The sequence below is a fragment of the Polaromonas sp. 39-63-25 genome (genome assembly GCF_002278925.1).
In the GTDB taxonomy this organism is placed as follows: domain Bacteria; phylum Pseudomonadota; class Gammaproteobacteria; order Burkholderiales; family Burkholderiaceae_C; genus Polaromonas.
Map to the genome: position 1 here is coordinate 94,075 of NZ_NCJH01000011.1, position 23,991 is coordinate 118,065.

Genomic DNA, 23,991 nt, shown 5'->3' on the forward strand with positions numbered 1-23,991 from the left:
GTCGCTAGCGTAGGCCCCATGCCCGGCGACTGCCAGACGGCCACGCGCGCGGTGCACGATCTGCAGTCGGTTTGTGCGATGATCGCGCAATGAGCAGAAATTCACCACCCTCCGAGCTGATGGGCGCGGTCCTCCAGACCAGCCGGCCCATTGCCAAGGCCGACATGATCGAAGGCATGGCCAAGGGCATGGCAGTGCTGGAGAGTTTTGACACGCAGCGCCAGCGCCTGAACGCCACGCTGGCCGCCGAACGTGCCGGCATCACCCGCGCGGCCGCGCGCCGCCACCTGTTGACGCTGGCGCACCTGGGTTACCTGGAGACCGACGGCAGCTATTTCTGGCTGGCACCCAAGGTGCTGCGCTTTTCAGGCAGCTACCTGGCGTCGGCGCGGCTGCCGCGTGCCGTTCAGCCCACCCTGAACCGGCTGGCGGCACAGACCCAGGAGTCGTTCTCTGCCGGGGTGCTCGACGGCGACGAGGTGGTGATCGTCGGGCGCAGCGGCTACGAATGGAAAAACGGAACCGGCGGCGCTGTGCGCGTGCTGGCCTACGGCCTGCACCTGGGCGCGCGCCTGCCGGCGCATGCGACGTCCACCGGGCGTGTGCTGCTGGCAGCTAAACCCAAGTCTGCACTGACCCAATGGCTCAAGGGCCGCACGCTGCCACGCCTGACCACCCGCACCATCATTGACATCCGGCAGTTCCGCGCGGTGATCGAACAGGTGCGCACCGACGACTGCTGCCTGGCGGTGGAAGAACACGAGCTGGGCGTGCATGCGCTCGCGGTGCCGCTGCGCAACATGCAGGGCCGGACGGTGGCTGCGCTCAATGTTGTCGCGTCGCCGCAGCGCTTGAGCGCCCAGCAGATGCAGCGCGATCTGCTGCCGCTGCTGTTCGACGCGGCGCGGGAACTGCGGCCGCTGATGTAGCAGCGCGGCAGGGCGTCATGTCGCTGCCGGCAACGTGAAGAAAAAAGTCGCCCCCTGTTCCGGCGCCGACTCGGCCCAGATGCGGCCGCCATGGCGTGAAATCACGCGCGCGACCGTGGCCAGGCCGATGCCTGTTCCGGCGTACTCCGCGACATCGTGCAAACGCTGGAAGGTGCCGAACAGCTTGTCGGCGTAAGCCATGTCAAAGCCGGCTCCGTTGTCGCGCACAAAGAAGGCGCCGCGCGGCGACAGCCGGCCCACCGATATCTCGGCGTTGGAGCAGCGCGCGCTGAATTTCCAGGCGTTGCCCAGCAGGTTTTCCATGACGGCTTGCAGCAGCCGGCTGTCGCCCTGCACCAGCAGGCCAGGCTCCACGCTGAACACCACATGGCGCGTACGGTCCGCGGACTGCAGGCGCGCGAGTATCTCGGTGCTGATGGCGCTCAGGTTCACCGGCTCGTGCTGGAGGGCCTGCCGTGTCACATGGGCCAGGGACAGCAGGCCTTCGATCAGGTGCCCCATCTTGTCGACGCCCGCCTGGATGCGGGCCAGGTAGTGCTGGACCTTGAGCGACTCCTGGCCCCGCAGCTCTTGGAGCAGCAGGCGGCTGAAGCCGTCGACCGTGGTCAGCGGCGAGCGCAGGTCGTGGGAGACCGAGTAGGAGAATGCCTCGAGTTCCGCATTCGTCAGCCGCAAGGCGGTCTCGGTCGCCTTGATTTCCGTGATGTCCACATCAATGCCGACCCAGAACATCTCCTCTCCGGCGTCGTTGAGCACTGGTGACACGCGGTAGGACATGAGGCGGTAGCTGCCATCGGGCGTGCGCAGGCGCCGTGTTCCGGCGTGGGGTGTGCGTGTCTGGCGGTGGCCATGCCATGCTTCAAGCATGCCGGGCAAATCGTCCGGATGCACCAGCCCCATCCAGGCGGTGCCGTGCCAGTCGGGGGGTGCGCCGCCGAAAAGTTCGTACCAGGCCTGGCTGACAAAGGTGGCATTGCCCTCCGGGTCAATCGTCCAGATCGGGTACGGTGCCTGCTCGGCCAGCGCCCTGAGCAGGGCTTCCTGGCGGGACAACTCGCTTGTGCGCTGGGCAATTTTTTCCTCCAGTCCGCTGTTGAACTCCTGAACCTGTGCCAGCAGGTTGACGTTGTCGATCGCGATCAGGGCCAGCTCGGCGAGTTCGGCAACAACGTATTCGTCCTGCCGGGTGAAGTCGCCCTCGTATTTGTCCGACAGCTGCAACAGGCCGACGTTGCTGCCGTCCCGTGCCGTGAGCGGCACGGCGAGCCAGCCGTTCATGGCCGGGTGCTTGTCTGCGTAGCTTCCCAAGCCGCGCCAGCGCGGATGAGCTACAAGCTCGGCCTGGGTCAGGCGCAAGGGCCGGTTGGTTTCGCAAACGACCGCATAGATACCGCTGCCGTTGGGCGGTTCGATCAAATGCCGCTGCCTGGCGTATTTATCGGACAGCGACAGCGCCGTGATGCCCTGGGACCAGTCGCCGCCTTGGGTCAGGCTGACAACGGCCTGATGCGCGCCGATGATGCTGCGCGCCTGCTCGGCCACTTCCTGCATGACCGCCTCCAGCGTGTGGTGCTGGGTGATGGCCTGTGCCGCCTCTGCGGCACGCTGCAAGGTCTGCAGATGGGCCTGGACTTCATGCTCGGCCTTGACGCGTTCGGTGACATCCTGCAGCGCCCCCTGCATGCGGATGATGCTGCCATGGCCGTCCCGCACGGCCTGGCCCAGCGAGCGTACCCAGATGTGGCGGCCGGTGCCGGTCACCATCTCCACCTCGACGTCGAAGGGCGTGCCGCTTTCCACACATTCCCGTGCTACCCGGGTGGCCAGCGCCTGCGACTGTTCTGTGCAAAGGCGGATCGCGGAGGCCAGGGTGGGCGCGCTGTCCGGTGGCTGCTCGAGGATCAACAAGGCCTCATCCGACCAGAGAAAGTGCATCTCGGGCAACTCCAGTGCCCAGCCGCCCACCCGGGACAACTGCCCCGCCATGCGCAGCAGCTCGGTTTGGGCATGCAGCGCAGCTTCGGTCTGTTTCAGGTCGTCAATGTCGGTGGAAGTGCCGTACCACGAGACAATGCGCCCGGCGTCGTCGCGGTTGGGAATCACCCGCGCCAGCTGCCAGCGATAGGTGCCGTCACCGCAGAGCAGGCGATGTTCGTTGTGCAGGCTTTGCCCGCTTTCGATGGCAAGGCGGAAATCCTCGGCGGTCCTTTCCAGATCCTCCGGGTGAACACGTGTGAACCAGCCGCCCTGGAGTGAAGCCTCCGCCGGCAGGCCCGTCACGTGGGTCCATTGTTCATTGACGAACGCCATGTGCCCGCTTGCATCGGTGATGAACACGATTTGCGGCATGGCCTGGGCCAGCTGGCGAAAGCGCAACCGGGTGCGTGCACGCTGCTGGGAATACCGGTAGAGCAGCGCTGACAGCAGCGCCACTGTCGCTGCGGCTGCCAGCCAGATCAGCCAGGTCAGCGTGGCAAAACGCTTCCAGGGCGCGAGTACCTCGTCGTACGGGGTGCCAACGTAGATCACCAGCTCGGGATAGGGGTCGATGACCCGGTAGGCGATCATGCGGGCACGGCCATCGATCACGCTGGTGGTCTGGTAAACGCCTTGTGTGCTTTTGGGGAGCTGTTCGGAAAACAGGGGCAGGTCTGGAAAGGCCTTGCCCATGGCGGTGTCGTCCATCGGGCTGCGCATCATCAGCATCCCGTCCCGGCGGAACAGCGCAATCGCACCGCCGCCGCCCAGGTCCACTCCGCGCCAGAGCCTGTCGAAATAAGGCGGTTCCACGGCGGCCACGATCACGCCCGCGAAGCTGCCGTTCTCCGCCCGCAGGGGCCTGGACGCACTGATCAGCCAACTGCCCGTGGAGCGGCTGCGTACCGGCGTGCTGATGTGGAAACCGGCAGACGGGCGCTGCTGGTAGATCTGGAAATACTCGCGGTCTGTCAGCTTGGCCCCGATGTTGCCGAGGTCCGAGTCGAAAACGATGCGGCCGCCGGCATCCAGCACCCAGATGGCGCGCACGAAGGGGAGGCTGCTCAGCTGCTCGCGCAGCATGGTCCGGGCCGTGTGTTCGTCAAGCCGCTTTTCATCTTGCAATACCAGCAGCCGGCTGGCCGCAAGTTGAAGGCGCTGGTCCACCGCCTGAAAGGACCGGCCGGTTTGTTCCTCGATCACCTGTACCAGCGACTGGGTCAGTTTCTCACCGCCGTGCAAGGCTTCGCCGCGAAGATAAAAGAGGGCGACGGCCACCGCACAGGCGGAAACCACCATCAGGCCGCCACTCAGCCAGGCGATCGGGCGACCGATCGAATCCTGCGCTGAGTCCGCATGCGTTTGTGATGGCCGGAGCGGCGCCTCAACTTGCCAGGGCCAACGCATGCATCCAGCCTTTCAGGGGGGGGCCGGTCATGTTGCCCGGCGTGAGGCCATGATGCCATGTGGGTCGGGCTTTGTCGATTGCGACGGGCCCCTGGTACTTCGGTCTCGAAGTACGGCTGCATGAAAGCGAAAGCGCGCCTGTTGTCGCAGGGCGTCCCCGCGAGAAGCGTTGCTGGATGTCTGGTAGGCCAGAGAACTGGGTTCTGCGCCCTGATGGATCAGAGGGAAGTTAATGCGTAGAATGCGTGCCGGAGCACCTCTGCCGGGGTGGCTCACGCATCCAAATCCGCCATATCTTTGATCGCCTGTGCAAATCGTCCCGATTCAATCAGGGCTTCGCACGTGTCCTATGAGAAATTCACTCATCTCGACTGCGCCGCGCTGACCATCAAAATGGCTTCAACGCGTGCAGACCTTGACAAGTTTTCCAAAATGCAGGACACCAAGGCAAACGGTGATGCTTTTGGTGTATTCCTCTTGGGCATCCCTTTCAGCAAACTGTCCGGCGATCACGAAGGTGATGTTGCAAGACTCAAGGGTGAGGTCGAAGCTATAGAAACTGCCCAGGTAAAAGGGCAGTGCACGGCTGAGTCGAAGACGACAAAATCAAGCTGACGGCTGTCTGGAAATAGTCAGCGCGGGCTAGACGCCCAGGTATTGCGTCAGCAGCTCCGGCCGTGCATGCAGGTCGGCCGAGCTGCCTTCGAACACCACCTCGCCCTTGACCAGAATCACGTTGCGGTCGGTGATCCGGGTGACGTGTTTCCAGTTCTTGTCGACGATCACGCTGCTGATGCCGCTCTCGCGAATCACACCGCAGATGCGCCAGATTTCGCGCGCAATCAGCGGTGCCAGACCTTCGGTGGCTTCGTCGAGGATCAGCACATCGGGGTTGGTCATCAGCGCGCGGCCGATGGTGAGCATCTGCTGCTCGCCGCCCGAGAGCTGCTGTCCGCCGTGGCCGAGGCGTTCTTTCAGCCGGGGGAAGGTCTCCAGCACCCGGTCGTAGGTCCAGTCGTTTCTTCGGCCCACGCCGTCTGCGGCGCTTCCCGGTCTGCCGGCACGCGCCGCCATCTTGAGGTTTTCGACCACGCTGAGGTTGCCGAAGATGCCGCGGCCCTCGGGCACATAGGCGATGCCGAGCTGGGAAATTTCGTACGGGGCCCGGCCCAGCATCGCTTGGCCCATGATGTCCAGGCTGCCCGAGCGCGGCTTGACCAGACCCATGATGCTTTTGAGCAGGGTGCTTTTGCCCATGCCGTTGCGGCCCATGAGGCCTATGGTTTCACCACGCGCGACGGAAAAGTTGATGCCGCGCAGGATATGGCTTGCGCCGTAATAGGTCTGGATGCCTTTTGCATCGATCAATAAATCACTCATAAGATTTCCGGAGCAGGGCATCCTTCGGCAGGCCCGTCTTTACCAGCAGGGGCCGCGGAACTGGCTTTGCCAGGCCGCAGGCGCAGCGCCCCCTCGGGGGGCAGCGCATTACACGAAGTGAAAAGCGTGGGGGCATTAATGTTCCCCGAGGTAAGCCGCCTGCACGCCGGCATCGGCCCGGATCTCGGCGGGCGTGCCGCTGGCAATGACCTGGCCGTTGACCATGACGGTCAGCCGGTCGGCCAGCGTGAAGACCGCGTCCATGTCGTGTTCGACCAGCAGGATGCCATGGTCGGCCTTGAGTTTGAGCAGCAACGCGACCATGCGTTCGGCCTCGGCCACACCCATGCCGGCCAGTGGCTCGTCGAGCAGCAGCACCTGCGGCTCGGTGGCCAGCGTCATGGCAATTTCAAGCTGGCGCTGTTCGCCATGGCTGGTGGCACCGGCGATCGCCTGTTTGCGGTTTTCCAGGCCGGAAAGCTCGATGGCCCTTTCTGTCCGGGCGTTGACTGCTTTTAAATTGGTAGCACGGCTGAGCCAGTGCAGGGCATGCGGCTGGCGCGACTGCGCGGCCAGGCGGACGTTTTCCCAGACCGTGAAGGGCAGGAAGATATTGGTTTTCTGGTAGCTGCGGCCCAAGCCCTGGCGCGAAATTTGTTCCGGGTTCCAGCCGGTGATGTCGCGGTCGCCGAGCCGCACCGAGCCCGAGGTGGGCGGCAGGTCGCCGGAGAGCAGATTGGTCAGCGTCGATTTGCCGGCGCCGTTGGGGCCGATCACGGCATGGATCTGCTTGCGCTGCAGGTCCAGCGAGACGTCGCTGACCGCCGCCAGGCCGCCGAAGCGCTTGGTCAGGTTTTTCGCAGAGAGCAGTATTTCACTCATCGCCAGCTCTCCTGCTTTTGCCAAAGCGTTCCACCAGGCCCAGGATGCCGCGCGGCGCAAAAGTCACCAGGAGCACGATGAACAAGCCCATCCACAACTGCCAGTGCTTGCCGAGGTTGACGCTGCCGACCTGCGGCAGATCCTTGAAGACATGCAGCAGGTACTCAAAAGCGAAGGCGCCGACAATCGCGCCGGCGAAGTTGCCCATGCCGCCGAGGATGACCATCATGATGGCGTGCGCGCTCATGTGAAAACCCATGAGTTCGGGATTGATGTAGCCGGTTTGTGTGCCCCACAGGTAGCCGGCCAGGCCGGCCAGCGCGCCGGCCAGCGAGAAGGCCGTGAGTTTGTAGCGGAAGGTGCCGAAGCCCATGGCACGCATGCGGTGTTCATTGACGCGGATGCCGGCCAGCGCGCGGCCGAACGGGCTCCACAGCAGGCGGCGCAAAAAGGCGTAGACCCCCAGCATCACGGCCAGCGTGAAGTAATACAGCGTTCGCTTGTTGTCCAGATCGAAAGGCATCCAGCCGAACAAGGTGGTGTCGGGCCTGAAATTGATGTACAGCCCGTCCGAACCACCCAGCACCTTGTTGTCAAAAAACAGGAAGAACACCATTTGCGCAAAGGCCATGGTGACCATGATGAAGTAGATGCCGTGGGTGCGAACGACGAAAAATCCGATGATCAGCGCGGCCAGCCCCGAGGCCAGCACGGCCACGGGCAGTGTCCACCACAGGCTGACGGCTTCGCCTTGCGGCATGAGGAAAGCCAGTGCATAACCGGCCAGGCCGAAGTAGGCGGCGTGCCCCAGCGAGACCAGGCCGGTGACGCCCTGCAGCAAATCCAGGCTCATGGCAAAAATCGCCATGATCATCATGCGTGTGACCATCTGGGTGTAGAAGTCGGTGCCCGCAAAAGGGAAGGCGATGAGGGCGACCAGGCCAAGTGCCAGCGTGACCTGCACGCCGCGCGGCAGGACTTCAAGGTTGGCTTTCATCGTGCTCATTGCTTGAACAAACCTTCAGGCTTCCAGAGCAGCACCGCCGCCATCAACATGTAAACCAGCATGCCGGCCACCTGTGGCAGCAGCACCTTGCCGAAGGTGTCGACCAGGCCGACCAGCAGCGCGGAAATGAGGGCTCCGCGCACCGAGCCGATGCCGCCGATCACCACCACCACAAAACACATGATGAGCACCTGCGAGCCCATGTTGGGGTAGACGCTGGCGATTGGCGCGGCGATCATGCCAGCCACCGCGGCCAGTGTCACGCCGAGTGCAAACACCACGGCATGGATCAGCTTGATGTTGATGCCCAGTGCACCTGCCATGTCGCGGTTGAAGGCACCGGCGCGGATTTTCATGCCCAGCCGGGTTTTTGAAATCAGGAGGTACAGGCCGATGGCCAGCGCAATACACACGCCGGACATGAACAGGCGGTAGACCGGGTAGGACAGGTTCTCGGTCAGCGGAATCGACGCGCTGAGCAACTCGGGAATCGGCACACCATGGACATCGTCGCCCCAGACAATGGAGCGCAGCTCTTCAAAGATGTAGATCAATCCGAAGGTCAGCAACACCTGGTCGAGGTGGTCGCGCTGGTAGAAGTGGCGAAACAGCAGCCACTCCAGCGCGAGTCCGAAAATTGCCGACAGCACGGCCCCACCGAGGATGGCCAGCGTGAGGCTGCCGAAATAGGCGCTGAGCGACCAGGCGAGGTAAGCGCCCAGCATGTAGAAGCTGCCGTGGGCGAGGTTGACCACGCCCATGATCCCGAAAATCAGCGTCAGGCCGGCGGCCAGCATGAACAGCAGCAGGCCGTACTGGACGCTGTTGAGCAGCTGGATGAGAAAATTGGCGAGATCCATCGTGTCGCTTCAGGCCTGCCTGCGGGTGAGCAACAGGAGCCCGCCCATGAGCGTGAACAGCCCGCCCGAGACGCGATTGAACCAGCGCACCGCGCGGCTCGAACGCAGCAGCGGTGCAATGCGCGACACGCCGAGCGCGCAGCCGCTGAGCACGCTGAACTCGAAGGCCATGAAGGTCAGCGCGAGGATGGCGAACTGCGGCACGAAGGGCGCTTGCGGATCGAGGAACTGGGGAAAGAAGGCGGCGAAAAAAAGCACGGCCTTGGGGTTGCTCGCGCCGACCAGGAAGCCGCGCAGGAAAAACGAGCGGCGCGGCGCCTCAAGCGGACCCGCATCGGCCCGCAGCACGGGCGCATCATTGCGAAAGGTTTTGACACCCAGGTAAATCAGGTAGGCCGCGCCCAGCAACTTGGCCGCCGTGAAGGCTGTTTCCGAGGCCGCCAGCAGCGCGCCCAGGCCCAGGGCTGACAGCAACATCACGCCCAGCACGGCGCTGACGCTGCCGGCCACCGAGGTCATGGCCTTGCGCGGGCCATGGTTCAGCGAGGTCGTCATGCACATCAGCATGGTCGGGCCCGGCGTGAAGATCAGCAGGGCGACGGCCGCGAGGTAAAGAAGATAGGTGGTGAGGGTCATGATGGGGCGTTGAAGCTTCGCTGCGAAACAAGGCAAAAAAATGGGAGGCCCGAAACCTCCCATTTTGAAGCAGAAAAAAATCAGCCCATCTTGCAGCCGGCACCAGAGTCTGCAAGCGCCTTGGCGGCCACGCCGATCACCTTGTTTTCCTTGTTCTCGACCTGGCGCAGGTAGATGTCCTGCACCGGGTTGTGGGCCTTGCTCATGGTCCACTTGCCGCGCGGGCTGTCGATCACGGCGGACTCGAGCGCCTTGTACAGGGCCGGTTTGCTGTTCAGATCGCCCTTAACCGCATTGGCGCCCTGGACCAGCAGCAGGCCGGTGTCGTAACCCTGCACCGCATACACATCGGGCTGGCTGCGGAAGGCTGTGGCGTAGGCCAGGCGGAAGGCCTTGTTGCGCGGCGTGTCCAGCGAGTCGCTGTAGTGCATGGTGGTGATGATGCCGTCGGCCGCGGGGCCGGCTGCGTTCAGAACACCTTCGGTCAGGAAGCCTGAGCCGTACAGGGGAATCTTTCCTTTCAGGCCAGCCGCCGCGTAGTCGCGGATGAACTTGGCAGCGCCGCCGCCGGCAAAGAAGCAGGCCACGGCGTCGGGCTTGAGCGCGGCAATTTCGGTCAGCAGCGCCTGGAACTCGACATTGGGGAAGGGCAGGCCCAGTTCCTTGATGATGGTGCCACCGGCCGCGGTGTAGCTTTCCTTGAAGCCTTCAAAGGCCTCGTCGCCGGCAGCGTATTTCCAGGTGATCCAGACGGCTTTTTTGTGGCCACGGGCGACCATGGCCTGGCCCAGCGCGCGGGTGGGCTGCGAATTGCTGAAAGAGGTGCGGAATACATTGGGGGCGCACAGGCCGCGGGTGGCGGCATGCACACCGGCGTTCGGGATCAGGCTCAGCACGCCGGAGTCGCGCGCCACTTTCTGGATGCCCATCTGCACGCCCGAGTGCACGGTGCCGACCAGCACATCGACCTTGTCGCGCTGCACCAGCTTGCTGGCGTTTTCAACGCCCTTGGAAGGCTCGGACTCGTCGTCCACCTTGAAGTACTCGATCTCGCGGCCGCCGAGCTTGCCGCCTTGCTGGTCGATGGCCAGGCGGAAACCGTTTTCAATCGCCACGCCGAGCTGCGCGAAGGTGCCGGTGTAAGGCAGCATGAAACCCACGCGCACCTTGCCGGACTGCGCCCGCACCACTTGAGGGAGCAGCAGGCCGGTGGAGGCGGCGCCGATGACGGCCGCACTCTGGCTCAGGATCAAACGACGTGAAGGAAGGCGTGAGGTCATGGATAACTCCTGGTTGGGACGGAACGAATAGCGCCGGAAGGCTTTGATGGTAACGGCGCGGTGCTGCGAAAACCCTAGTGAAAAACCCGAGATTTAGGATTAAATTGTTTACGTTTAAAGCAAATACCCTGCCAGACTGCGGGTTCAGGCCGCGACCTGCTGGCGCAACTTGAAGCGCTGGATCTTGCCGGTCGCGGTTTTCGGCAGCTCGTCCACAAACTCTATCCAGCGCGGGTACTTGTAAGGTGCCAGTTGCTGCTTGACGTGCGCCTTGAGGTCGTCGGCCGAGGCTGCCTGACCTTTCTTGAGCACCACAAACGCCTTCGGCTTGACCAGCTGGTCGGCATCGGCCAAGCCGACCACCGCCACTTCCAGCACCGCCGGGTGGGTCATCAGCGACGCCTCCACTTCGAAAGGCGAGACATAGATGCCGCCGACCTTGAGCATGTCGTCGGTGCGGCCGCTGTAGGTGTAGTACCCGTCGGCATCGACCGTGTATTTGTCGCCGCTGCGTGTCCACTCGCCGGCAAACGTGGCTTTGGTCTTGGCGCGGCTGTTCCAGTACATCAGCGCCGAACTCGGGCCCTTGATCTGCAGCTCGCCGATCTCGCCGACGCCGCAGTCATGTCCCTCATCACCGACGATGCGCAGCTCGTAACCGGGCACGGCCTTGCCGGTGCTGCCGTAACGCACTTCGCCAGGCCGGTTGCTCAGGAAGATATGCAGCATCTCGGTCGAGCCGATGCCGTCGAGGATGTCGCAGCCATACTCGGCGGCCCACTTGTTGCCGATGCCGGCGGGCAGGGCCTCGCCGGCGCTGGTGCTGACGCGCAGATTCAACGCAGCCCGGGGCGGGCGGGCCGGGTCCGCCAGCAGGGAGGCGTACAGCGTGGGCACGCCGTAGAAGATGGTGGGCTGGTGCTCTTTCAGGATGCGGAAGACCTCGGCCGTGGTCGGGCGTGCCGGCAGCAGGATGGCCGTGGCGCCCACGCTCATCGGGAAGGTCAGGCCGTTGCCCAGCCCGTAGGCAAAAAACAGCTTGGCCGCGGAATACACCACGTCCGTCTCCTGGATGCCCAGCACGCCGCGGCCGTACAGCTCGGCGGTCTGGATCAGGTGGCTGTGCAGGTGCACCGTGCCTTTGGGCGCGCCGGTGGAGCCACTGGAGTACAGCCAGAAACAGGCGTCGTCGGCACAGGTCGGCGCTACGATTTTTGTAGCTGGTTGTGCCCGGATCATCTGGGCCAGACTCGCATGCGGCGTCGCATCGTCGACGCCGGCGACGATCACGCTGCGCAGCGTGGGAATGTTCCCGATCAGCGGCTCAAACGCGGGCAGCAGCGGCTGGGACACGATCAGGCCCTGGGCGCGCGAATCGCGCAGCATGAAGTCGAAGTCGGGCGTGGTCAGCAGGGTGTTGACGGCCACCGGTACCACACCGGCCAGGATGCAGCCCAGAAAAGCCACCGGCCATTCGGGGGTGTCCAGCATGGCCAGCAGCACACGGCTCTCGGGCGCGAAGCCTTGGGCTCGCAGCGCATTGGAAAAACGGTGCGCCTGTTCGTCCAGCTCGCCGTAGCTCAGCGTCGCACCGCTGACTGCGTCGATGAAGGCGGTCTTGCTGGGGCGGCTGGCATTGCGCTCCAGCAGGTCATGGGCGGCGTTGTAGTCGCGGGGAATGTCAACGCGAGGGGGGCTTACCGAATGGTCGGCGCGGCTCAGGTTCATGGGGTCTCCGGATGCTCTCGTTTTTATAGCTGCCTGCGCCCGCCACTATTGGGCTGGAGGCTTTTTTCAGTAAGACTCAGGCGGTTTCGGTGCTGGGCGTGCTGCTCAGTGCCAGTGCCAGCCACTCGCGGCACCAAGCGGCACCCTCGGTCTCGGGCAGGGTGCCGGCGCTGGCGTCGTGGCACCAGACCTCCCCGATACGCTGCGCGCCCAGGCCCTGCAGGCGCTCGTCAAACTTCTTGCCGCCGAAACAGAAGGTCTGCAGGTAGGTGCGGTCGCCGAGGGCGATCACGCCGTAGCGCACGTGGCCCAGGAATTTGGGCTGGGCATCGAGAGAGTCATACAGCAGCCGGGCGTTGTCCGGCACATCGCCCTGGCCGTAGGTGGATGAACAGATGAGATATATTGCATCTTCTTCGGCGGCGCTGTCGAAGACGCTGATGTCCAGGCCGTCCATCAGCTGAACCTCGATATCACTGACGAGATCGGCGCAATCCATCTGGATGGCTTGCGCCACGTAGTCGGCTGTGCTGGTCATGGTGCCCACGAGAATTTTGAGTTTCATCAGTGATCTCCGAAAAAGATGCAATAAACTGCTTGACAAGCGAATTACGTGAAGTATAGTGCAATATTGATTTAACGCAAACTTTTTTCAAATAACGCAGATGTCCAACGTCGAAACCCTGTCCGACCAGGCGAACAAGGCCACGCTCGCCGAGCTGGGTGCCCGGGTGCGCGCCTGGCGCGCCCGCCGCGGCATGACGCGCAAGGCGCTGGCGAGTGACTCCGGCCTGAGCGAGCGTTTCCTGGCCGACGTGGAAAGCGGCAAGGGCAATGTCTCGATCAACTCGCTCGAAGCCGCGGCCCGCGCGCTGAACATCTCGATTCTGGAACTGCTGCAGGACGCACCGCGCCCGGCGCTGGCCCGTGTCCAGGGGCTGCTGGGCCGGCTCGACGACACGCAGCTGGACCAGGCCTACGCACTGCTCGGCAGCACCTTCGGCCTGAGCGATGCGCTGGGCCGCGAACAGCGCATTGCCCTGATCGGCCTGCGCGGTGCTGGCAAGTCCACGCTGGGCCTGAAGCTGGCCACCGAGCGCGGCGTGCCTTTTGTCGAACTCGACCGCGAGATCGAGCGCGAAGCCGGCACCAGCATGAACGAAATCCTGCTGCTGCACGGGCAGGCCGGCTACCGCCGCTACGAGCGCCGCGCGCTGTTTCGTATTGCCGAGGACCATGCCGACGGCGTTGTCATGACCACCGGCGGCAGCATCGTCAGCGAGCGCGAAACCTTTGACCTGCTGCAAAGCCGCTTTTATTGCGTCTGGCTCAAGGCCAGCCCGGAAGAACACATGGCACGCGTGGTGGCGCAGGGCGACATGCGGCCTTTTACTGCCACCCGCGGCGCCACGGACGAGGCGATGGAAGACCTGCGCCGTATCCTGGCCAGCCGCGAAGCGTTGTATGCCCGCGCCGATGCCGTGGTGGACACCGCCGCCCGAACCCTCAAACAAAGCCTGAAAGACCTGGAACGCGCCGTTCCTGCCCAGGCGCAACCCAAGGAGACTCCATGAACGCCATGACCGAACCACTTTTGTTCAAACAGGTGATTGAGGGCCAGGAGCGCGAGCTCGTGAGCTTTGCCACACACCCGACCAAGTACCAGCACTGGACCCTGAGCGTGGAGGGCGACGTTGCGCGCCTCAAGCTCGACATCAACGAAGACGGCGGCATCAAGCCCGGCTACAAGCTCAAGCTCAACAGCTACGACCTCGGCGTGGACATCGAACTGCACGACGCGATCAACCGCATCCGTTTCGAGCATCCTGCCGTCAAGGTGGTGGTGTTCGAGTCGGGCAAGGAAAAGATCTGGTGCTCGGGCGCCAACATCTACATGCTGGGCCTGTCCACGCACGGCTGGAAGGTCAACTTCTGCAAATTCACCAACGAGACCCGCAACGGCCTGGAAGACTCCTCGCGCCATGATGGCCTCAAGGCGATCGCCGCCGTGACCGGCGCCTGCGCCGGCGGCGGCTACGAGCTGGCCCTGGCCTGCGACCGCATTGTGATGGTCGACGACCGCAGTTCCACCGTGAGCCTGCCCGAAGTGCCGCTGCTCGGCGTGTTGCCCGGCACCGGCGGCCTGACGCGCGTGACCGACAAGCGCAAGGTGCGCCGCGACTTGGCCGATATCTTCTGCACCACGTCCGAAGGCGTGCGCGCCGACCGGGCCCGCGACTGGAAACTCATCGACGCCTATGCCAAGCCGCAGCAGTTCAGCGCCTTGCTTGCTACTGAAATAGAAGCGCTTCGCGCCCAGTCCACAAGGGCTGCAGCCTCAAAAGGCATTGAACTCACGCCGCTGAAGGTGCTCATCGACGATGCCGGTTACCACTACAGCGTGGTCGATGCGCAGGTGGACCGCGAAAAACGCATTGCCACCATCACCGTCAAGGCGCCGGCCGCCGCGATTGAGTCCACGCCGGCAGCCATCGAAGCCGCCGGTGCCAACTGGTACCCGCTCAAGCTGCAGCGCGAGCTCGACGACGCCATCCTGAATCTGCGCACCAACGAACTCGAAGTCGGCACCTGGGTCATCAAGACGCATGGCGACGCCGGCCAGGTGATCCGCATGGACGAGGTGCTGGCCCAGCTCAAGGACCACTGGCTGGTCAAGGAAACCACCGGCGCGCTGCGCCGCACGCTGGCGCGCCTGGACGTGACCAGCCGCTCGCTGATCGCGTTGGTCGATGCCGGTTCCTGTTTTGCCGGCACGTTTTACGAACTGGCCCTTAGCTGCGACCGCATCTACATGCTGGACCTGCCGGATTCGCCCGACGTCGCGCCCACGCTGCAACTGAGCCCCGCCAATTTCGGCTGGTTCCCGGCCGTCAATCACCTGACACGGCTGCAGACCCGGTTTTATGAAGACGAGGCCACCATCGCGCAGCTGCAAAAACTCGGTGACAGCCCGCTGCGTGCCGATCAGGCGCTCGAGCTGGGCCTGGTGACCCTGAGCCCCGACGACATCGACTGGGATGACGAGATCCGCATCATGCTGGAAGAACGCGCCAGCCTGTCGCCCGATGCGATGACCGGCATGGAAGCCTCGCTGCGCTTTCCCGGCAAGGAGACCATGGAAACACGCGTGTTCGGCCGCCTGTCGGCCTGGCAGAACTGGATTTTCATCCGACCGAATGCGGTCGGGGAAGACGGTGCCCTGAAACTTTTCGGTACCGGCAAAAAAGCGAAATTTGATTGGAAAAGGATTTAACACCATGAGCACCATTGACCTGCAAGCCCTGATCCCCAACAACGTCAACCTCGGCGAGAACCGCCAGCTGCAGCGTGCGCTCGAGCACTGGCAGCCGGCCTTCATGAGCTGGTGGGACGAAATGGGCCCGAGCGACTTCAATGCCAAGGAGGTCTACCTGCGCACCGCCGTCGGCGTGGATGCGTCCGGCTGGGCCAGCTACGGCTACACCCCCATGCCCGACTACCGCTGGGGCATTTTTCTGGCCGACCAGGAAGAAAACCGCAAGATCGGTTTTGGCGACCACATGGGCCAGGACGTCTGGCAGGAAGTGCCGGGGGAATACCGAAGCGCCTTCCGCCGCCTGATCGTCACCCAGGGCGACACCGAGCCGGCCTCGGTCGAGCAGCAACGCCTGCTGGGCCACACCGCGCCTTCTTTGTACGACCTGCGCAACCTGTTCCAGGTCAACGTCGAGGAAGGCCGCCATCTGTGGGCCATGGTCTACCTGCTGCACGCGCATTTCGGCCGCGACGGCCGCGAGGAAGCCGAAGAGCTGCTGACGCGCCACAGCGGCGACGCCGACAAGCCGCGCATCCTGGGCACCTTCAACGAGCCCATGGACAACTGGCTGAGCTTCTTCATGTTCACCTACTTCACCGACCGTGATGGCAAGTTCCAGCTCAAGTCCTTTGCCGAAAGCGCGTTCGATCCACTGGCGCGCACCACGCGGTTCATGCTGACGGAAGAGGCCCACCACATGTTTGTCGGCGAGACCGGCATTGGCCGCGTCATCAAACGCACGCTGGAAGTCATGAAAGAGCTGGACACCGACAACGTGGACACGCTGCGCAAGGCCGGCGTGATCGACTTGCCCACCGTCCAGAAATTCATGAATTTCTGGTTCACCTCCTCGCTGGACCTGTTTGGCTCCGAGGCCTCGTCGAACGCGGCCAACTACTTCAGCAACGGCATCAAGGGCCGACCGGACGAAGCCAAGTTCGCCGACCACGTCGAACTCGAAAGCGAAATGACCATCCAGGTGCCGGACGGCAAAGGCGGCCTGAAGAACGAAACCATTTCCACCCGCAACGGCATGAACGAGATCACGCGTCTGGAATATGTGAAGGACTGCAATGTCGGCGTCACGCGCTGGAACATGGCGATCAAACGCGCCGGTGTGGACTTCGAGCTGAGCCTGCCGAACTCTCGTTTCCGCCGCAGTGTCGGTGTCTGGTCGGCCGCCCACACCGATCCACAGGGCAACCCGATCAGCGCCGCTGAATTTGAAGCCAGAAAGGACGCCTGGCTTCCGACCGATGAAGACAAGACCTTCATCCACAGCCTGATGCAGCGCGTGACCGAACCCGGCAAGATGGCGGGCTGGATCGCACCGCCGGACCGCGGCATCAATGCCAACGCGGTCGAGTACGAGTACGTCAAACTCTGAACATGGCCCCCACGGTCGCTCACTGCGTGTAGCTCCCTGCCCCCCGAGGGGGCCGCTGCGCCTGCGGCCCGGCGAAGCCGGTTCCGCGGCCCCTGCTTGAAGGGGGAGGGCGCTTCAACGTTCAGGTAATCTCTGCGCCACGCTCCTGAAGCAGGTCCCGCAGCAGCGAACGGTGGCAGCGTGCCTCGTTCTCGCAGTAACAACCCATCGCAAAATTTGTCTGGTGCGACAGCGCCGCCAGCAGGTCCAGGTTGCGGCTGGCATCGGGCTCGCTCATTTCGGCGCGGTATTTTTTGCTGAACGCGGCCCAGTCCTTGTCGGTCTCCACGGACTGGCCCAGTTTTATGGTCTCGGCGCTGGGGGCCAGGTTGGGGTACCAGACGTCGTACCAGTCCTGCGTCGCGAATTCACTTTTGGGCACGCCGCGCGGTGGTCGTCGTACCGTGCCTATGCGCAGACCTTCGCCAGCCTGCCGGGCCGTACCCAGTCTCACGATGCTTACCCCCATGGAGCCTCCTGTGTTTGACGGTGTTTCAGGGTTGCCATTGTGAAACCTTTTGCACTGCTCCCGGCCGGTCCTGGTGTTTGCAGGGCTGCCTTTGCAAATAAACGCAGCAGGTCGCAAAGTCGGGCTGTGTTCGGGCTATAATATTCGACTAGTCGGAGTGTGGCGCAGTCTGGTAGCGCACCTGGTTTGGGACCAGGGGGTCCAAGGTTCGAATCCTTGTACTCCGACCAAGAATCCAATGAAAAAGCTCACTCTGTGGGCTTTTTTCATATCTGCCCGTAGCTCAGTTGGATAGAGCATCAGCCTTCTAAGCTGAGGGTCGGGGGTTCGATCCCCTCCGGGCAGACCAGTGCTGAATGCGCTGCGTCCGCCAACCCTCCCCATTTTTATTGTTCTGACCGTCTCAGGCGCAGCCTTGCGTCCGTGCGCGGTGCCTTGCCGCGCCCATGCGTTGCGAAATCACGTCGCTGTGCTCGCTTGGCTCGACGTGGATATAGGCCCAAAGTCATAGAGCCACCCCAGCGAATTGTCAAAAATTCATCCTTTAGCATAAAAAAAGTTAACTTGTTAAAAAGTCACCAATGGAATCGCAATTTTTTCTACAAAAGTCACATTTAGATAAATAGAATCGCATAAAAGATACAAAAAACTCTGCCGGAGGGACAAAAAGGGCAGTCCGGCATCCTGGAAATGCAGCTTTCCCACTTCCGCCATACGGCGGGCGTCTGGTCAGGCTGATGCATGTTGACGTTGATTCATTAACAAAGGGGTGATCATGAAATCAGAGCATTTTTCGACATTCAAGCGGCGTGCATTGCACACAACACTGGCATCCGCCCTGGTTCTGGGAATGGCGGGGCACGGCATCAACTCGCAGGCCGCAACGACCTCGAACGATGCCACCGCAACGGTGGTGGCGCCGATCGCCATCGCCGCCGGCACAACCCTGCGTTTCGGATCGTTTTCCACCAGCGCAGCCGCACAGACGGTGACCATCAACGCAACGAGTGGTGCGCGAACCAACAGCGGTACGCTGCTCGTCACCTCGACGGTGGGTCGGGCAACGTTCAACGTCACCGGCGAAGGAACGCTGACTTATGCGATTACCCTGCCGACCAACGGCACGGTGAACATCACGACCGGTGCAGCGTCTGCACCCGAAACCATGGCGGTCAGCAACTTCACCAGCGACCCGTCCGGTACAGGCGCATTGACTGCCGGCGCACAGACGCTGGGGGTAGGGGCAACCATCACCACCGTCGGCAGTCAGGTGGCTGGGTCGTACACCGGAAGCTTCAACGTTTCGGTTGATTACAACTAAGCAGTCTGCGATTCCCGGCAGGCCGGGCCAGCCCGCGAACGTTCCAGGCGACTGAAAGCGGTGTGGCCGGCAAGCCGGTCTGGTTTCCGGGACCGTGGTCCCACAACACTTGGCCTCGTATTCCAACGGGGTTGTCGAGAAATGCCTGCGATGAAAACGCTCCGCCTCCTGTCCGCGCTGGCCTGCGCGGCCGCTATCGCGTCCACGGGTTGGGCGCAGACGCTGGGGGCCAACCAGGCACTGGCCTTTGGCAGCTTTGCTCCCGGCGCCAGCAGTGGAACGGTGACCATCAGCGCCGCCGGTGCCCGCAGTTCAGGGGGCGGCGTTTTTCTGGTGCCTTCCGGTGCCGGATCCGCTGCGTCGTACACCGTGAGCGGTACCAGCAGTGCGACCTACGCCATTACCTTGCCATCGAACGGTGTGGTGGTGTTGACGAGTGGCCCGAATTCCATGGCCGTCAACACCTTCACGAGCAATCCGGGGGGAACCGGCCTGATTGGTGGCGGTGGAACTCAGACATTGACCGTCGGGGCCACGCTCACCGTTGGAAGCAACCAGGCCACCGGCAGCTACAGCGGCAGTTTCGACGTCATGGTTGAGTACAACTGACAAGCCACGCTTCATGAAAAAACGAGGAACCCCGGCATGACACCCTCCACTTTTATTGCCCGTTCAGTGCCAGCAGGTGCCGCAGGGGTGTTGGTGCTGCGGATCCGCTTCACCCTGCGATGCCTTGGCTGGCTCGCGGGGGTGTGCTTCATTTTCCTGACTGCGCCGCCTGCATCGGCAGACCTGATGCTGTTTCCCACACGTGTCGTGTTTGAAAAAAACCAGCGGGCGGCCCAGTTGGAGTTGATCAACAATGGACAGGAGAGCACCACGTACCGTGTCCATCTGGTGAATCGGCGCATGAACGAAACCGGTGAGTTCACCGCGGCAGAACCTGCTTTGCCCGGTGAGCAGTTTGCCGATGCCTTGTTGCGTTATTCGCCGCGGCAGGTGGTGCTGGCCCCTGGTCGCGGCCAGACCATCCGCATCCTGTTGCGCAAACCGGCAGACCTGCCGGTGGGTGAATACCGCTCACATCTGCAGTTTGATCTGGTTCCCGAGGCCACCGGCGCCAGCAGCATTGACGCCCAGGCGACCAAGCCGGGGCCGGGCGAAGTCGGTGTCCAGCTGAGGGCGCTCGTGGGCGTATCGATTCCTGTGATCGTGCGGCACGGTGAAACGTCGGCCATCGTCTCGCTGTCCGGGCTGGAACTGCCCAGGCCCGTGGCTGGCCAGCCTGCGATGCTGGCCGTGGTGTTGCAGCGCAGCGGCAACCGTTCTGTGTATGGGGATCTGATTGCAACGTTCACTCCACAGGGCGGCGTGCCGCAGGAAGTCGGAAAAGCCGGTGGCGTGGCCGTTTACACGCCCAATGCCTTGCGCCGCGTCAGGCTGGCGCTACAGCCGCCAGCCGGAGTGGTGCTCGCACGCGGCACCTTGCGTGTGAGCTATCGGGAGCGTCCTGACGCGGGTGGCAAGTTGCTGGCGGAAGCCGCCATCGAATTGCCCTGACCGGGACAGCGGTTGCGCCCACCCATGACGCAGCAGCTTTCATCATGAGGGGCCACGCTTTATTTCGACGCCTTGCCGGCGGGGTTTCGATGCGTAGCTGCAGGATCCGGCTGCTTCTCCCGGTGGCGCTGGTGCTGGCGCCGGGCATGGCGTTCGCCAGCATCTTGGTCAGCGCAGCATCAGTGGAAAGGGGTGATGCCCGGACGCGCATCGTGCTTGAGTCCCGGACGGAGCTGCGCTTCAGTCTGTATATCCTGCGCCATCCCGGGCGGGTGGTGCTGGAGCTCGAAGAGGTGGCGCTCAATGCGGCGCTGACCGGACTGACGGGCCAGATCGCTGCCGATCACCCCTACATGCAACCTATCCAGGTCAGGTCATCCCCTTCCGGTACCGGACCGGTTCTGCTGGAATTGGGACTCAAGGCAGAGGCCGAACCCAACATTTTTTCGCTCAAGCCCGAAGCGGGCAGGGGTTACAGGCTGGTGCTGGACATCGCACCATCCGTGGCACCTGCACCTGCACCTGCGGCGCCTCCGGCAGCGCCCCCGGCCCGCCAGCAGCCGGTGCTGGCGGCCGCAACGGCGCCCCCAGCGCCTCCAGCGGCAATTCCCGGGCCCCTGCGCCGCGCCGATGAGTTGAACCTGGTATTGCTCGAGGTGCAACTCGATGAACATGTGCTGACCGATGCCATCACGACCTACCAGGCTGGCCGCGAGACATTTTTGCCCCTGGGCGAACTGGCCAGGCTGCTGACGCTGGCGATCCGGACGCAGGCCGAACAGGGCACGGCCGACGGTTATGTGCTGAGCGAGGCTCGGGGTTTCAGCCTGGATACGGCCCAGGGCAGGATCACGCTGGCCGACCAGACCCAGCTGTTTGACCGGACGCTGGTCCGTCAGCAGGGCGACGACATCTACGTCGCGGCTTCGCTGCTTTCCCGGTGGTTGCCGCTTGATTTCGAGGTGGACCTGTCCAGCCTGACACTGCGGGTCAAGCCCAGGGAACGCCTTCCCTTGCAGGAGCGCCTGGAGCGTGAGCGCCGCGCAGGCAAGCTGGGCGCCCGCGCCGGTTACGAAGACCCGGGCTACCCACGCGTGGACATGCCTTACCGCGTGCTGGGCGTGCCTTTTATCGACCAGACCTTCGGGATGGGCCTGCGTACCGGCAATGGCAGCCGGCAGACCAGCGCCAGCTACACCGCCTACCTGACGGGCGACCTGCTCGGCCTGGAATCGGCATTTTTTGTCAGCAGCACCCGCCAGGATCCGTCGCCGGACGTGCGTTTCACACTGGCACGCCACGATCCGGATGCGGGCCTGCTTGGCCCCATGCGCGCCCGGTCGGTGATGTTCGGCAGCGGTGTTTCCGCCCCGAGTGTGACCCACATCGCCGGCCGCAGTGCAACCGGCAAGGGTTATGGGCTGACGCTCAGCAACCGACCGATCACCCAGCCGACAAGTTTTGATCGCCATACGCTGCAGGGTGATTTGCCGCCCGGTTGGGATGTGGAGCTGTATTTCAACGAGGCGCTGGTCGGTTTTCAGAGCTCGCGTGCGGACGGCCGCTACAGCTTTGACGACCAGCCCCTGGCCTATGGTCTCAATGAATTTCGCCTGGTGTTTCACGGACCGCTCGGCCAGCAACGGGTGGAGCGCCAGAGTTTTTTGCTCGAGCAATCCAGCACGCCGCCCGGTGCGTTTTATTACAGCCTCGCCCAGCACCAGGACAGCGCCGGCCAGTCGCGTTCGGTCGCCCAGTTTGAGTGGGGCCTGAACAAGTACCTGACCGGGACCGCTGGTTTTGTGCGCTTGCCCTCATCGGTGACGGCCGGCCCAACCACCGGCATCAACACTGCGGATGGACAGCTGTACAGCAACCTGGGGCTGCGTGGTTTCTGGAAATCCGCCATTCTCAGCAATGATTTTTTCCGCTCGCCCAATGGCGGCTGGCTCAATGAGTCAGGCCTGAAGACCCGTGTCGGGCCTGTCTCACTGAGTTACAGCCACCTGCGGCTCAAGGACTTCTACAGCGAGCTGTTTTTACCCACTACCGATCCCTTGCGCACACGCGACAAGTTGCGGCTGGACGGGGCCATTCCGGCAGGCTGGTTGCCGCGCTTGCCGGTGACCGTGGAAGTCCAGCGCGAGCAGTTTCAATCCGGTCTCCGCAACGTGGCCCTGACCGGCCGCGTCGCCGCCTATGTCAAGGGCACCTCGGTGGCCAATCAGTTGACCTGGCAGAACTCGGGTGGTACGACCACGGCCAGCGGTGCCCTGCAACTGAGCTATCGCGTCGGGGTCACCGGTCTGAGTGGCCAGTTGGGCTACCTGCTCAAACCCGAGGCAAAACTCGATACCGTTGTGCTTTCGGGCGACAGGCGGCTGGGCGAAGGCTACCTGCTCAATCTCGGCGTGGTGCGCTCCATCAGCAGCCGGGAGACACTGTACACGGCAGGCCTGAACAAAAGCCTGGGCAGTTACGGGCTGGGACTGAGCACCAGCTATTCCAGCACGGGGGTGTTGACCTTGGGCGTGCAACTCTTTATTGCCATGGGCAGGGAACCACGCCAGGGACAGTGGCGTTTTGACGCGCTGCCCAAAGCCGACAGCGGTGCAGCATCGGCGCGTGTTTTTGTGGACAGCAATGCCAACGGAGCCATGGACGCTGGCGAAGAAGCGGTTGAAAACGCCGCGATCACCGTCAACGGCAGCCGGGCGCCGGTGCGGACCGATGCCGCGGGGATTGCCTGGCTGGACCGTTTGCCGACGCGGCAACATGTGGACCTGGCGGTCGACACGCAGACACTGGAGGATCCCTACTGGGCGCCGCAGCGCAAGGGGGTGCGTGTGGTGCCACGCCCCGGGCATGTGGCGGAAATTGATTTCCCCATCATTTTGACCAGCGAAATAGATGGCACGGTGTACCTGGTCGAGAACAATACACGGCGCGGCATCGGCGATGTTGTGATCGAATTGCTTGACAGCCACCGGCGCGTGGTGAATACAATCAAAACCAGTTCAGACGGTTATTACATTGTTCCGGCCATCCCCCAGGGCCGCTACCATGTGCAGGTCTCTCTGGAGCAACTGAGGCGGTTCGGTCTGGTCGATCCGGGTGTGCGTGAGATCAACATCCTGCCCGACGGAAAATTCATCAACGGCGTGGATTTTCTGCTGCGAAAAATGCCGGCCGGAGCGGAGTCCGGTCTTCCCCGCGAGGAGCACCATGAAAAAAAATGATTGGCGGCCAAAAAAACCTCAGCCGGGTATTGCCTGCGTGTTCATGATCGGTGGGTTGATCCTGATGACCGGCAGCAGCCATGCGGTGACGGCGGCAGGCATCGCCAGCGCAACGGTGGTCGGCTCGGTGGCGGTCATTGTCACGGTGCCCGCGCCTGCACCTGTAGCGACACCCGTAGTAACACCCGCCCCAGCGCCTGCGGTGGTTGAAACGCCCCTGGCCTTGCCGGGGACGGTCTTCACGGTCGAAAGTTTCACAAGCAGCCTGTCCACCAGTGGCCCCTTGCTGCGTGTCGGGGGGGCGCCTCCCGCCGGCGCCGGTGGAAGCGGCGCTCAGGGAGGCGGGGCGGCGGAAGGTGGAGCCGCAGCACAGGGCGCCACGGCTGCACAGGGCAGCTCGGGCGCAGGTGCCGCGCCGCCAGCGGCCGGTACCGGGGCCGTCAATGTGACGCGCAAGGCCGATGGCTCCCTGGCCGTCAGCGGTGGTTCAGGGTTGACCTTTGCCGTGTCGCAACCGGTCAACGGCGCGGTCAACATCGAGTACAACTGACTCG

20 protein-coding genes and 2 tRNA genes are annotated in these 23,991 nt (G+C 63.3%); 12 read left to right on the top strand and 10 right to left on the bottom strand.

All coding sequences use genetic code 11. The features are described from left to right. Positions 1 to 89 precede the first annotated feature (89 nt). Complete coding sequence (locus B7X65_RS14640) at positions 90 to 929, top strand: IclR family transcriptional regulator C-terminal domain-containing protein (protein ID WP_293595031.1); 840 nt, start codon at positions 90 to 92, stop codon at positions 927 to 929. Positions 930 to 944: 15 nt separating this feature from the next. Here B7X65_RS14640 and B7X65_RS14645 read toward each other — a convergent pair whose 3' ends face one another. Then, positions 945 to 4,226 carry a PAS domain-containing protein gene (locus tag B7X65_RS14645; RefSeq protein WP_293595032.1) on the bottom strand — a complete coding sequence of 1,094 codons (3,282 nt, stop codon included), beginning with the start codon at positions 4,224 to 4,226 and terminating at the stop codon, positions 945 to 947. 450 nt (positions 4,227 to 4,676) lie between these two features. Between B7X65_RS14645 and B7X65_RS14650 the strand changes: the two genes are divergently transcribed. Continuing rightward, on the top strand, positions 4,677 to 4,949 hold the full coding sequence (locus B7X65_RS14650; RefSeq protein WP_293595033.1) for a hypothetical protein: 273 nt from the start codon (positions 4,677 to 4,679) through the stop codon (positions 4,947 to 4,949). Between the two features lie 27 nt (positions 4,950 to 4,976). On the opposite strand, the gene B7X65_RS14655 is transcribed toward B7X65_RS14650, so the two are convergent. The 8 genes from B7X65_RS14655 to B7X65_RS14690 form a co-directional block, all read right to left on the bottom strand. After that, positions 4,977 to 5,714 (bottom strand): ABC transporter ATP-binding protein, encoded by a 738-nt coding sequence (locus tag B7X65_RS14655; RefSeq protein WP_293595034.1) that lies wholly within the window; start codon positions 5,712 to 5,714, stop codon positions 4,977 to 4,979. A 135-nt stretch (positions 5,715 to 5,849) separates the two neighbouring features. Continuing rightward, positions 5,850 to 6,596, bottom strand: coding sequence for an ABC transporter ATP-binding protein (locus tag B7X65_RS14660; protein ID WP_293595035.1), 747 nt, complete (start codon positions 6,594 to 6,596; stop codon positions 5,850 to 5,852). Then, on the bottom strand, positions 6,589 to 7,602 hold the full coding sequence (locus B7X65_RS14665; protein WP_293595036.1) for a branched-chain amino acid ABC transporter permease: 1,014 nt from the start codon (positions 7,600 to 7,602) through the stop codon (positions 6,589 to 6,591). Before B7X65_RS14665 ends, B7X65_RS14660 begins: the two co-directional genes overlap by 8 nt. Then, complete coding sequence (locus tag B7X65_RS14670; RefSeq protein WP_293595037.1) at positions 7,599 to 8,462, bottom strand: branched-chain amino acid ABC transporter permease; 864 nt, start codon at positions 8,460 to 8,462, stop codon at positions 7,599 to 7,601. Before B7X65_RS14670 ends, B7X65_RS14665 begins: the two co-directional genes overlap by 4 nt. A 9-nt stretch (positions 8,463 to 8,471) precedes the next feature. Then, entirely contained in the window at positions 8,472 to 9,098 is a 627-nt protein-coding gene (locus tag B7X65_RS14675; RefSeq protein ID WP_293595038.1) for a LysE family translocator, read from the bottom strand. 80 nt (positions 9,099 to 9,178) lie between these two features. Further along, a complete protein-coding gene (locus B7X65_RS14680) occupies positions 9,179 to 10,378 on the bottom strand; it encodes an ABC transporter substrate-binding protein (protein ID WP_293595039.1) in 1,200 nt (399 codons plus the stop codon). A 144-nt stretch (positions 10,379 to 10,522) separates the two neighbouring features. After that, positions 10,523 to 12,106, bottom strand: coding sequence for a benzoate-CoA ligase family protein (locus B7X65_RS14685; protein ID WP_293595040.1), 1,584 nt, complete (start codon positions 12,104 to 12,106; stop codon positions 10,523 to 10,525). 76 nt (positions 12,107 to 12,182) lie between these two features. Further along, entirely contained in the window at positions 12,183 to 12,671 is a 489-nt protein-coding gene (locus B7X65_RS14690) for a flavodoxin domain-containing protein (protein WP_293595041.1), read from the bottom strand. Between the two features lie 100 nt (positions 12,672 to 12,771). On the opposite strand from B7X65_RS14690, the gene B7X65_RS14695 reads away from it, so the two are divergent. Genes B7X65_RS14695 through boxB form a run of 3 tightly spaced genes read left to right on the top strand, consistent with a single transcriptional unit; the run spans position 12,772 to position 16,809 of the window. Beyond that, on the top strand, positions 12,772 to 13,680 hold the full coding sequence (locus B7X65_RS14695) for a helix-turn-helix transcriptional regulator (RefSeq protein WP_293595042.1): 909 nt from the start codon (positions 12,772 to 12,774) through the stop codon (positions 13,678 to 13,680). Beyond that, a complete protein-coding gene (gene boxC / locus B7X65_RS14700; protein WP_293595043.1) occupies positions 13,677 to 15,380 on the top strand; it encodes a 2,3-epoxybenzoyl-CoA dihydrolase in 1,704 nt (567 codons plus the stop codon). The genes B7X65_RS14695 and boxC overlap by 4 nt, the downstream gene beginning before the upstream one ends. 4 nt (positions 15,381 to 15,384) lie before the next feature. Continuing rightward, on the top strand, positions 15,385 to 16,809 hold the full coding sequence (gene boxB, locus B7X65_RS14705; protein ID WP_293595044.1) for a benzoyl-CoA 2,3-epoxidase subunit BoxB: 1,425 nt from the start codon (positions 15,385 to 15,387) through the stop codon (positions 16,807 to 16,809). A 121-nt stretch (positions 16,810 to 16,930) separates the two neighbouring features. On the opposite strand, the gene B7X65_RS14710 is transcribed toward boxB, so the two are convergent. Next, positions 16,931 to 17,317 carry a DUF488 domain-containing protein gene (locus B7X65_RS14710; protein ID WP_293595045.1) on the bottom strand — a complete coding sequence of 129 codons (387 nt, stop codon included), beginning with the start codon at positions 17,315 to 17,317 and terminating at the stop codon, positions 16,931 to 16,933. Between the two features lie 153 nt (positions 17,318 to 17,470). Between B7X65_RS14710 and B7X65_RS14715 the strand changes: the two genes are divergently transcribed. The 7 genes from B7X65_RS14715 (at position 17,471) to B7X65_RS14745 (ending at position 23,987) form a co-directional block, all read left to right on the top strand. Continuing rightward, positions 17,471 to 17,547: transfer RNA gene (locus B7X65_RS14715), tRNA-Pro, on the top strand. A gap of 42 nt (positions 17,548 to 17,589) precedes the next feature. Then, positions 17,590 to 17,666: transfer RNA gene (locus B7X65_RS14720), tRNA-Arg, on the top strand. A gap of 426 nt (positions 17,667 to 18,092) precedes the next feature. Then, positions 18,093 to 18,638: a DUF4402 domain-containing protein gene (locus B7X65_RS14725; RefSeq protein WP_293595046.1), complete on the top strand. Its 546-nt coding sequence runs from the start codon at positions 18,093 to 18,095 to the stop codon at positions 18,636 to 18,638. Between the two features lie 150 nt (positions 18,639 to 18,788). Next, positions 18,789 to 19,247 (top strand): DUF4402 domain-containing protein, encoded by a 459-nt coding sequence (locus tag B7X65_RS14730; protein ID WP_293595047.1) that lies wholly within the window; start codon positions 18,789 to 18,791, stop codon positions 19,245 to 19,247. A gap of 36 nt (positions 19,248 to 19,283) precedes the next feature. Continuing rightward, positions 19,284 to 20,198: a molecular chaperone gene (locus B7X65_RS14735; protein ID WP_293595048.1), complete on the top strand. Its 915-nt coding sequence runs from the start codon at positions 19,284 to 19,286 to the stop codon at positions 20,196 to 20,198. Between the two features lie 89 nt (positions 20,199 to 20,287). Beyond that, entirely contained in the window at positions 20,288 to 23,437 is a 3,150-nt protein-coding gene (locus B7X65_RS14740) for a carboxypeptidase-like regulatory domain-containing protein (protein WP_293595049.1), read from the top strand. Beyond that, positions 23,424 to 23,987, top strand: coding sequence for a hypothetical protein (locus tag B7X65_RS14745; protein WP_293595050.1), 564 nt, complete (start codon positions 23,424 to 23,426; stop codon positions 23,985 to 23,987). The genes B7X65_RS14740 and B7X65_RS14745 overlap by 14 nt, the downstream gene beginning before the upstream one ends. The last annotated feature ends 4 nt before the right edge of the window (positions 23,988 to 23,991 follow it).

Bases quoted from the DNA above. Each gene is read 5' to 3' on its own strand.
- B7X65_RS14660 (WP_293595035.1), bottom strand. From the start codon at position 6,596: ATGAGTGAAATACTGCTCTCTGCGAAAAACCTGACCAAGCGCTTCGGC.
- B7X65_RS14725 (WP_293595046.1), top strand. From the start codon at position 18,093: ATGAAATCAGAGCATTTTTCGACATTCAAGCGGCGTGCATTGCACACA.
- B7X65_RS14665 (WP_293595036.1), bottom strand. From the start codon at position 7,602: ATGAGCACGATGAAAGCCAACCTTGAAGTCCTGCCGCGCGGCGTGCAG.
- B7X65_RS14695 (WP_293595042.1), top strand. From the start codon at position 12,772: ATGTCCAACGTCGAAACCCTGTCCGACCAGGCGAACAAGGCCACGCTC.
- B7X65_RS14745 (WP_293595050.1), top strand. From the start codon at position 23,424: ATGAAAAAAAATGATTGGCGGCCAAAAAAACCTCAGCCGGGTATTGCC.
- B7X65_RS14640 (WP_293595031.1), top strand. From the start codon at position 90: ATGAGCAGAAATTCACCACCCTCCGAGCTGATGGGCGCGGTCCTCCAG.
- B7X65_RS14675 (WP_293595038.1), bottom strand. From the start codon at position 9,098: ATGACCCTCACCACCTATCTTCTTTACCTCGCGGCCGTCGCCCTGCTG.
- B7X65_RS14730 (WP_293595047.1), top strand. From the start codon at position 18,789: ATGAAAACGCTCCGCCTCCTGTCCGCGCTGGCCTGCGCGGCCGCTATC.
- B7X65_RS14690 (WP_293595041.1), bottom strand. From the start codon at position 12,671: ATGAAACTCAAAATTCTCGTGGGCACCATGACCAGCACAGCCGACTAC.
- B7X65_RS14710 (WP_293595045.1), bottom strand. From the start codon at position 17,317: ATGGGGGTAAGCATCGTGAGACTGGGTACGGCCCGGCAGGCTGGCGAA.
- B7X65_RS14685 (WP_293595040.1), bottom strand. From the start codon at position 12,106: ATGAACCTGAGCCGCGCCGACCATTCGGTAAGCCCCCCTCGCGTTGAC.
- B7X65_RS14680 (WP_293595039.1), bottom strand. From the start codon at position 10,378: ATGACCTCACGCCTTCCTTCACGTCGTTTGATCCTGAGCCAGAGTGCG.
- B7X65_RS14735 (WP_293595048.1), top strand. From the start codon at position 19,284: ATGACACCCTCCACTTTTATTGCCCGTTCAGTGCCAGCAGGTGCCGCA.
- B7X65_RS14740 (WP_293595049.1), top strand. From the start codon at position 20,288: ATGCGTAGCTGCAGGATCCGGCTGCTTCTCCCGGTGGCGCTGGTGCTG.
- B7X65_RS14645 (WP_293595032.1), bottom strand. From the start codon at position 4,226: ATGGTGGTTTCCGCCTGTGCGGTGGCCGTCGCCCTCTTTTATCTTCGC.
- boxC (WP_293595043.1), top strand. From the start codon at position 13,677: ATGAACGCCATGACCGAACCACTTTTGTTCAAACAGGTGATTGAGGGC.
- boxB (WP_293595044.1), top strand. From the start codon at position 15,385: ATGAGCACCATTGACCTGCAAGCCCTGATCCCCAACAACGTCAACCTC.
- B7X65_RS14670 (WP_293595037.1), bottom strand. From the start codon at position 8,462: ATGGATCTCGCCAATTTTCTCATCCAGCTGCTCAACAGCGTCCAGTAC.
- B7X65_RS14655 (WP_293595034.1), bottom strand. From the start codon at position 5,714: ATGAGTGATTTATTGATCGATGCAAAAGGCATCCAGACCTATTACGGC.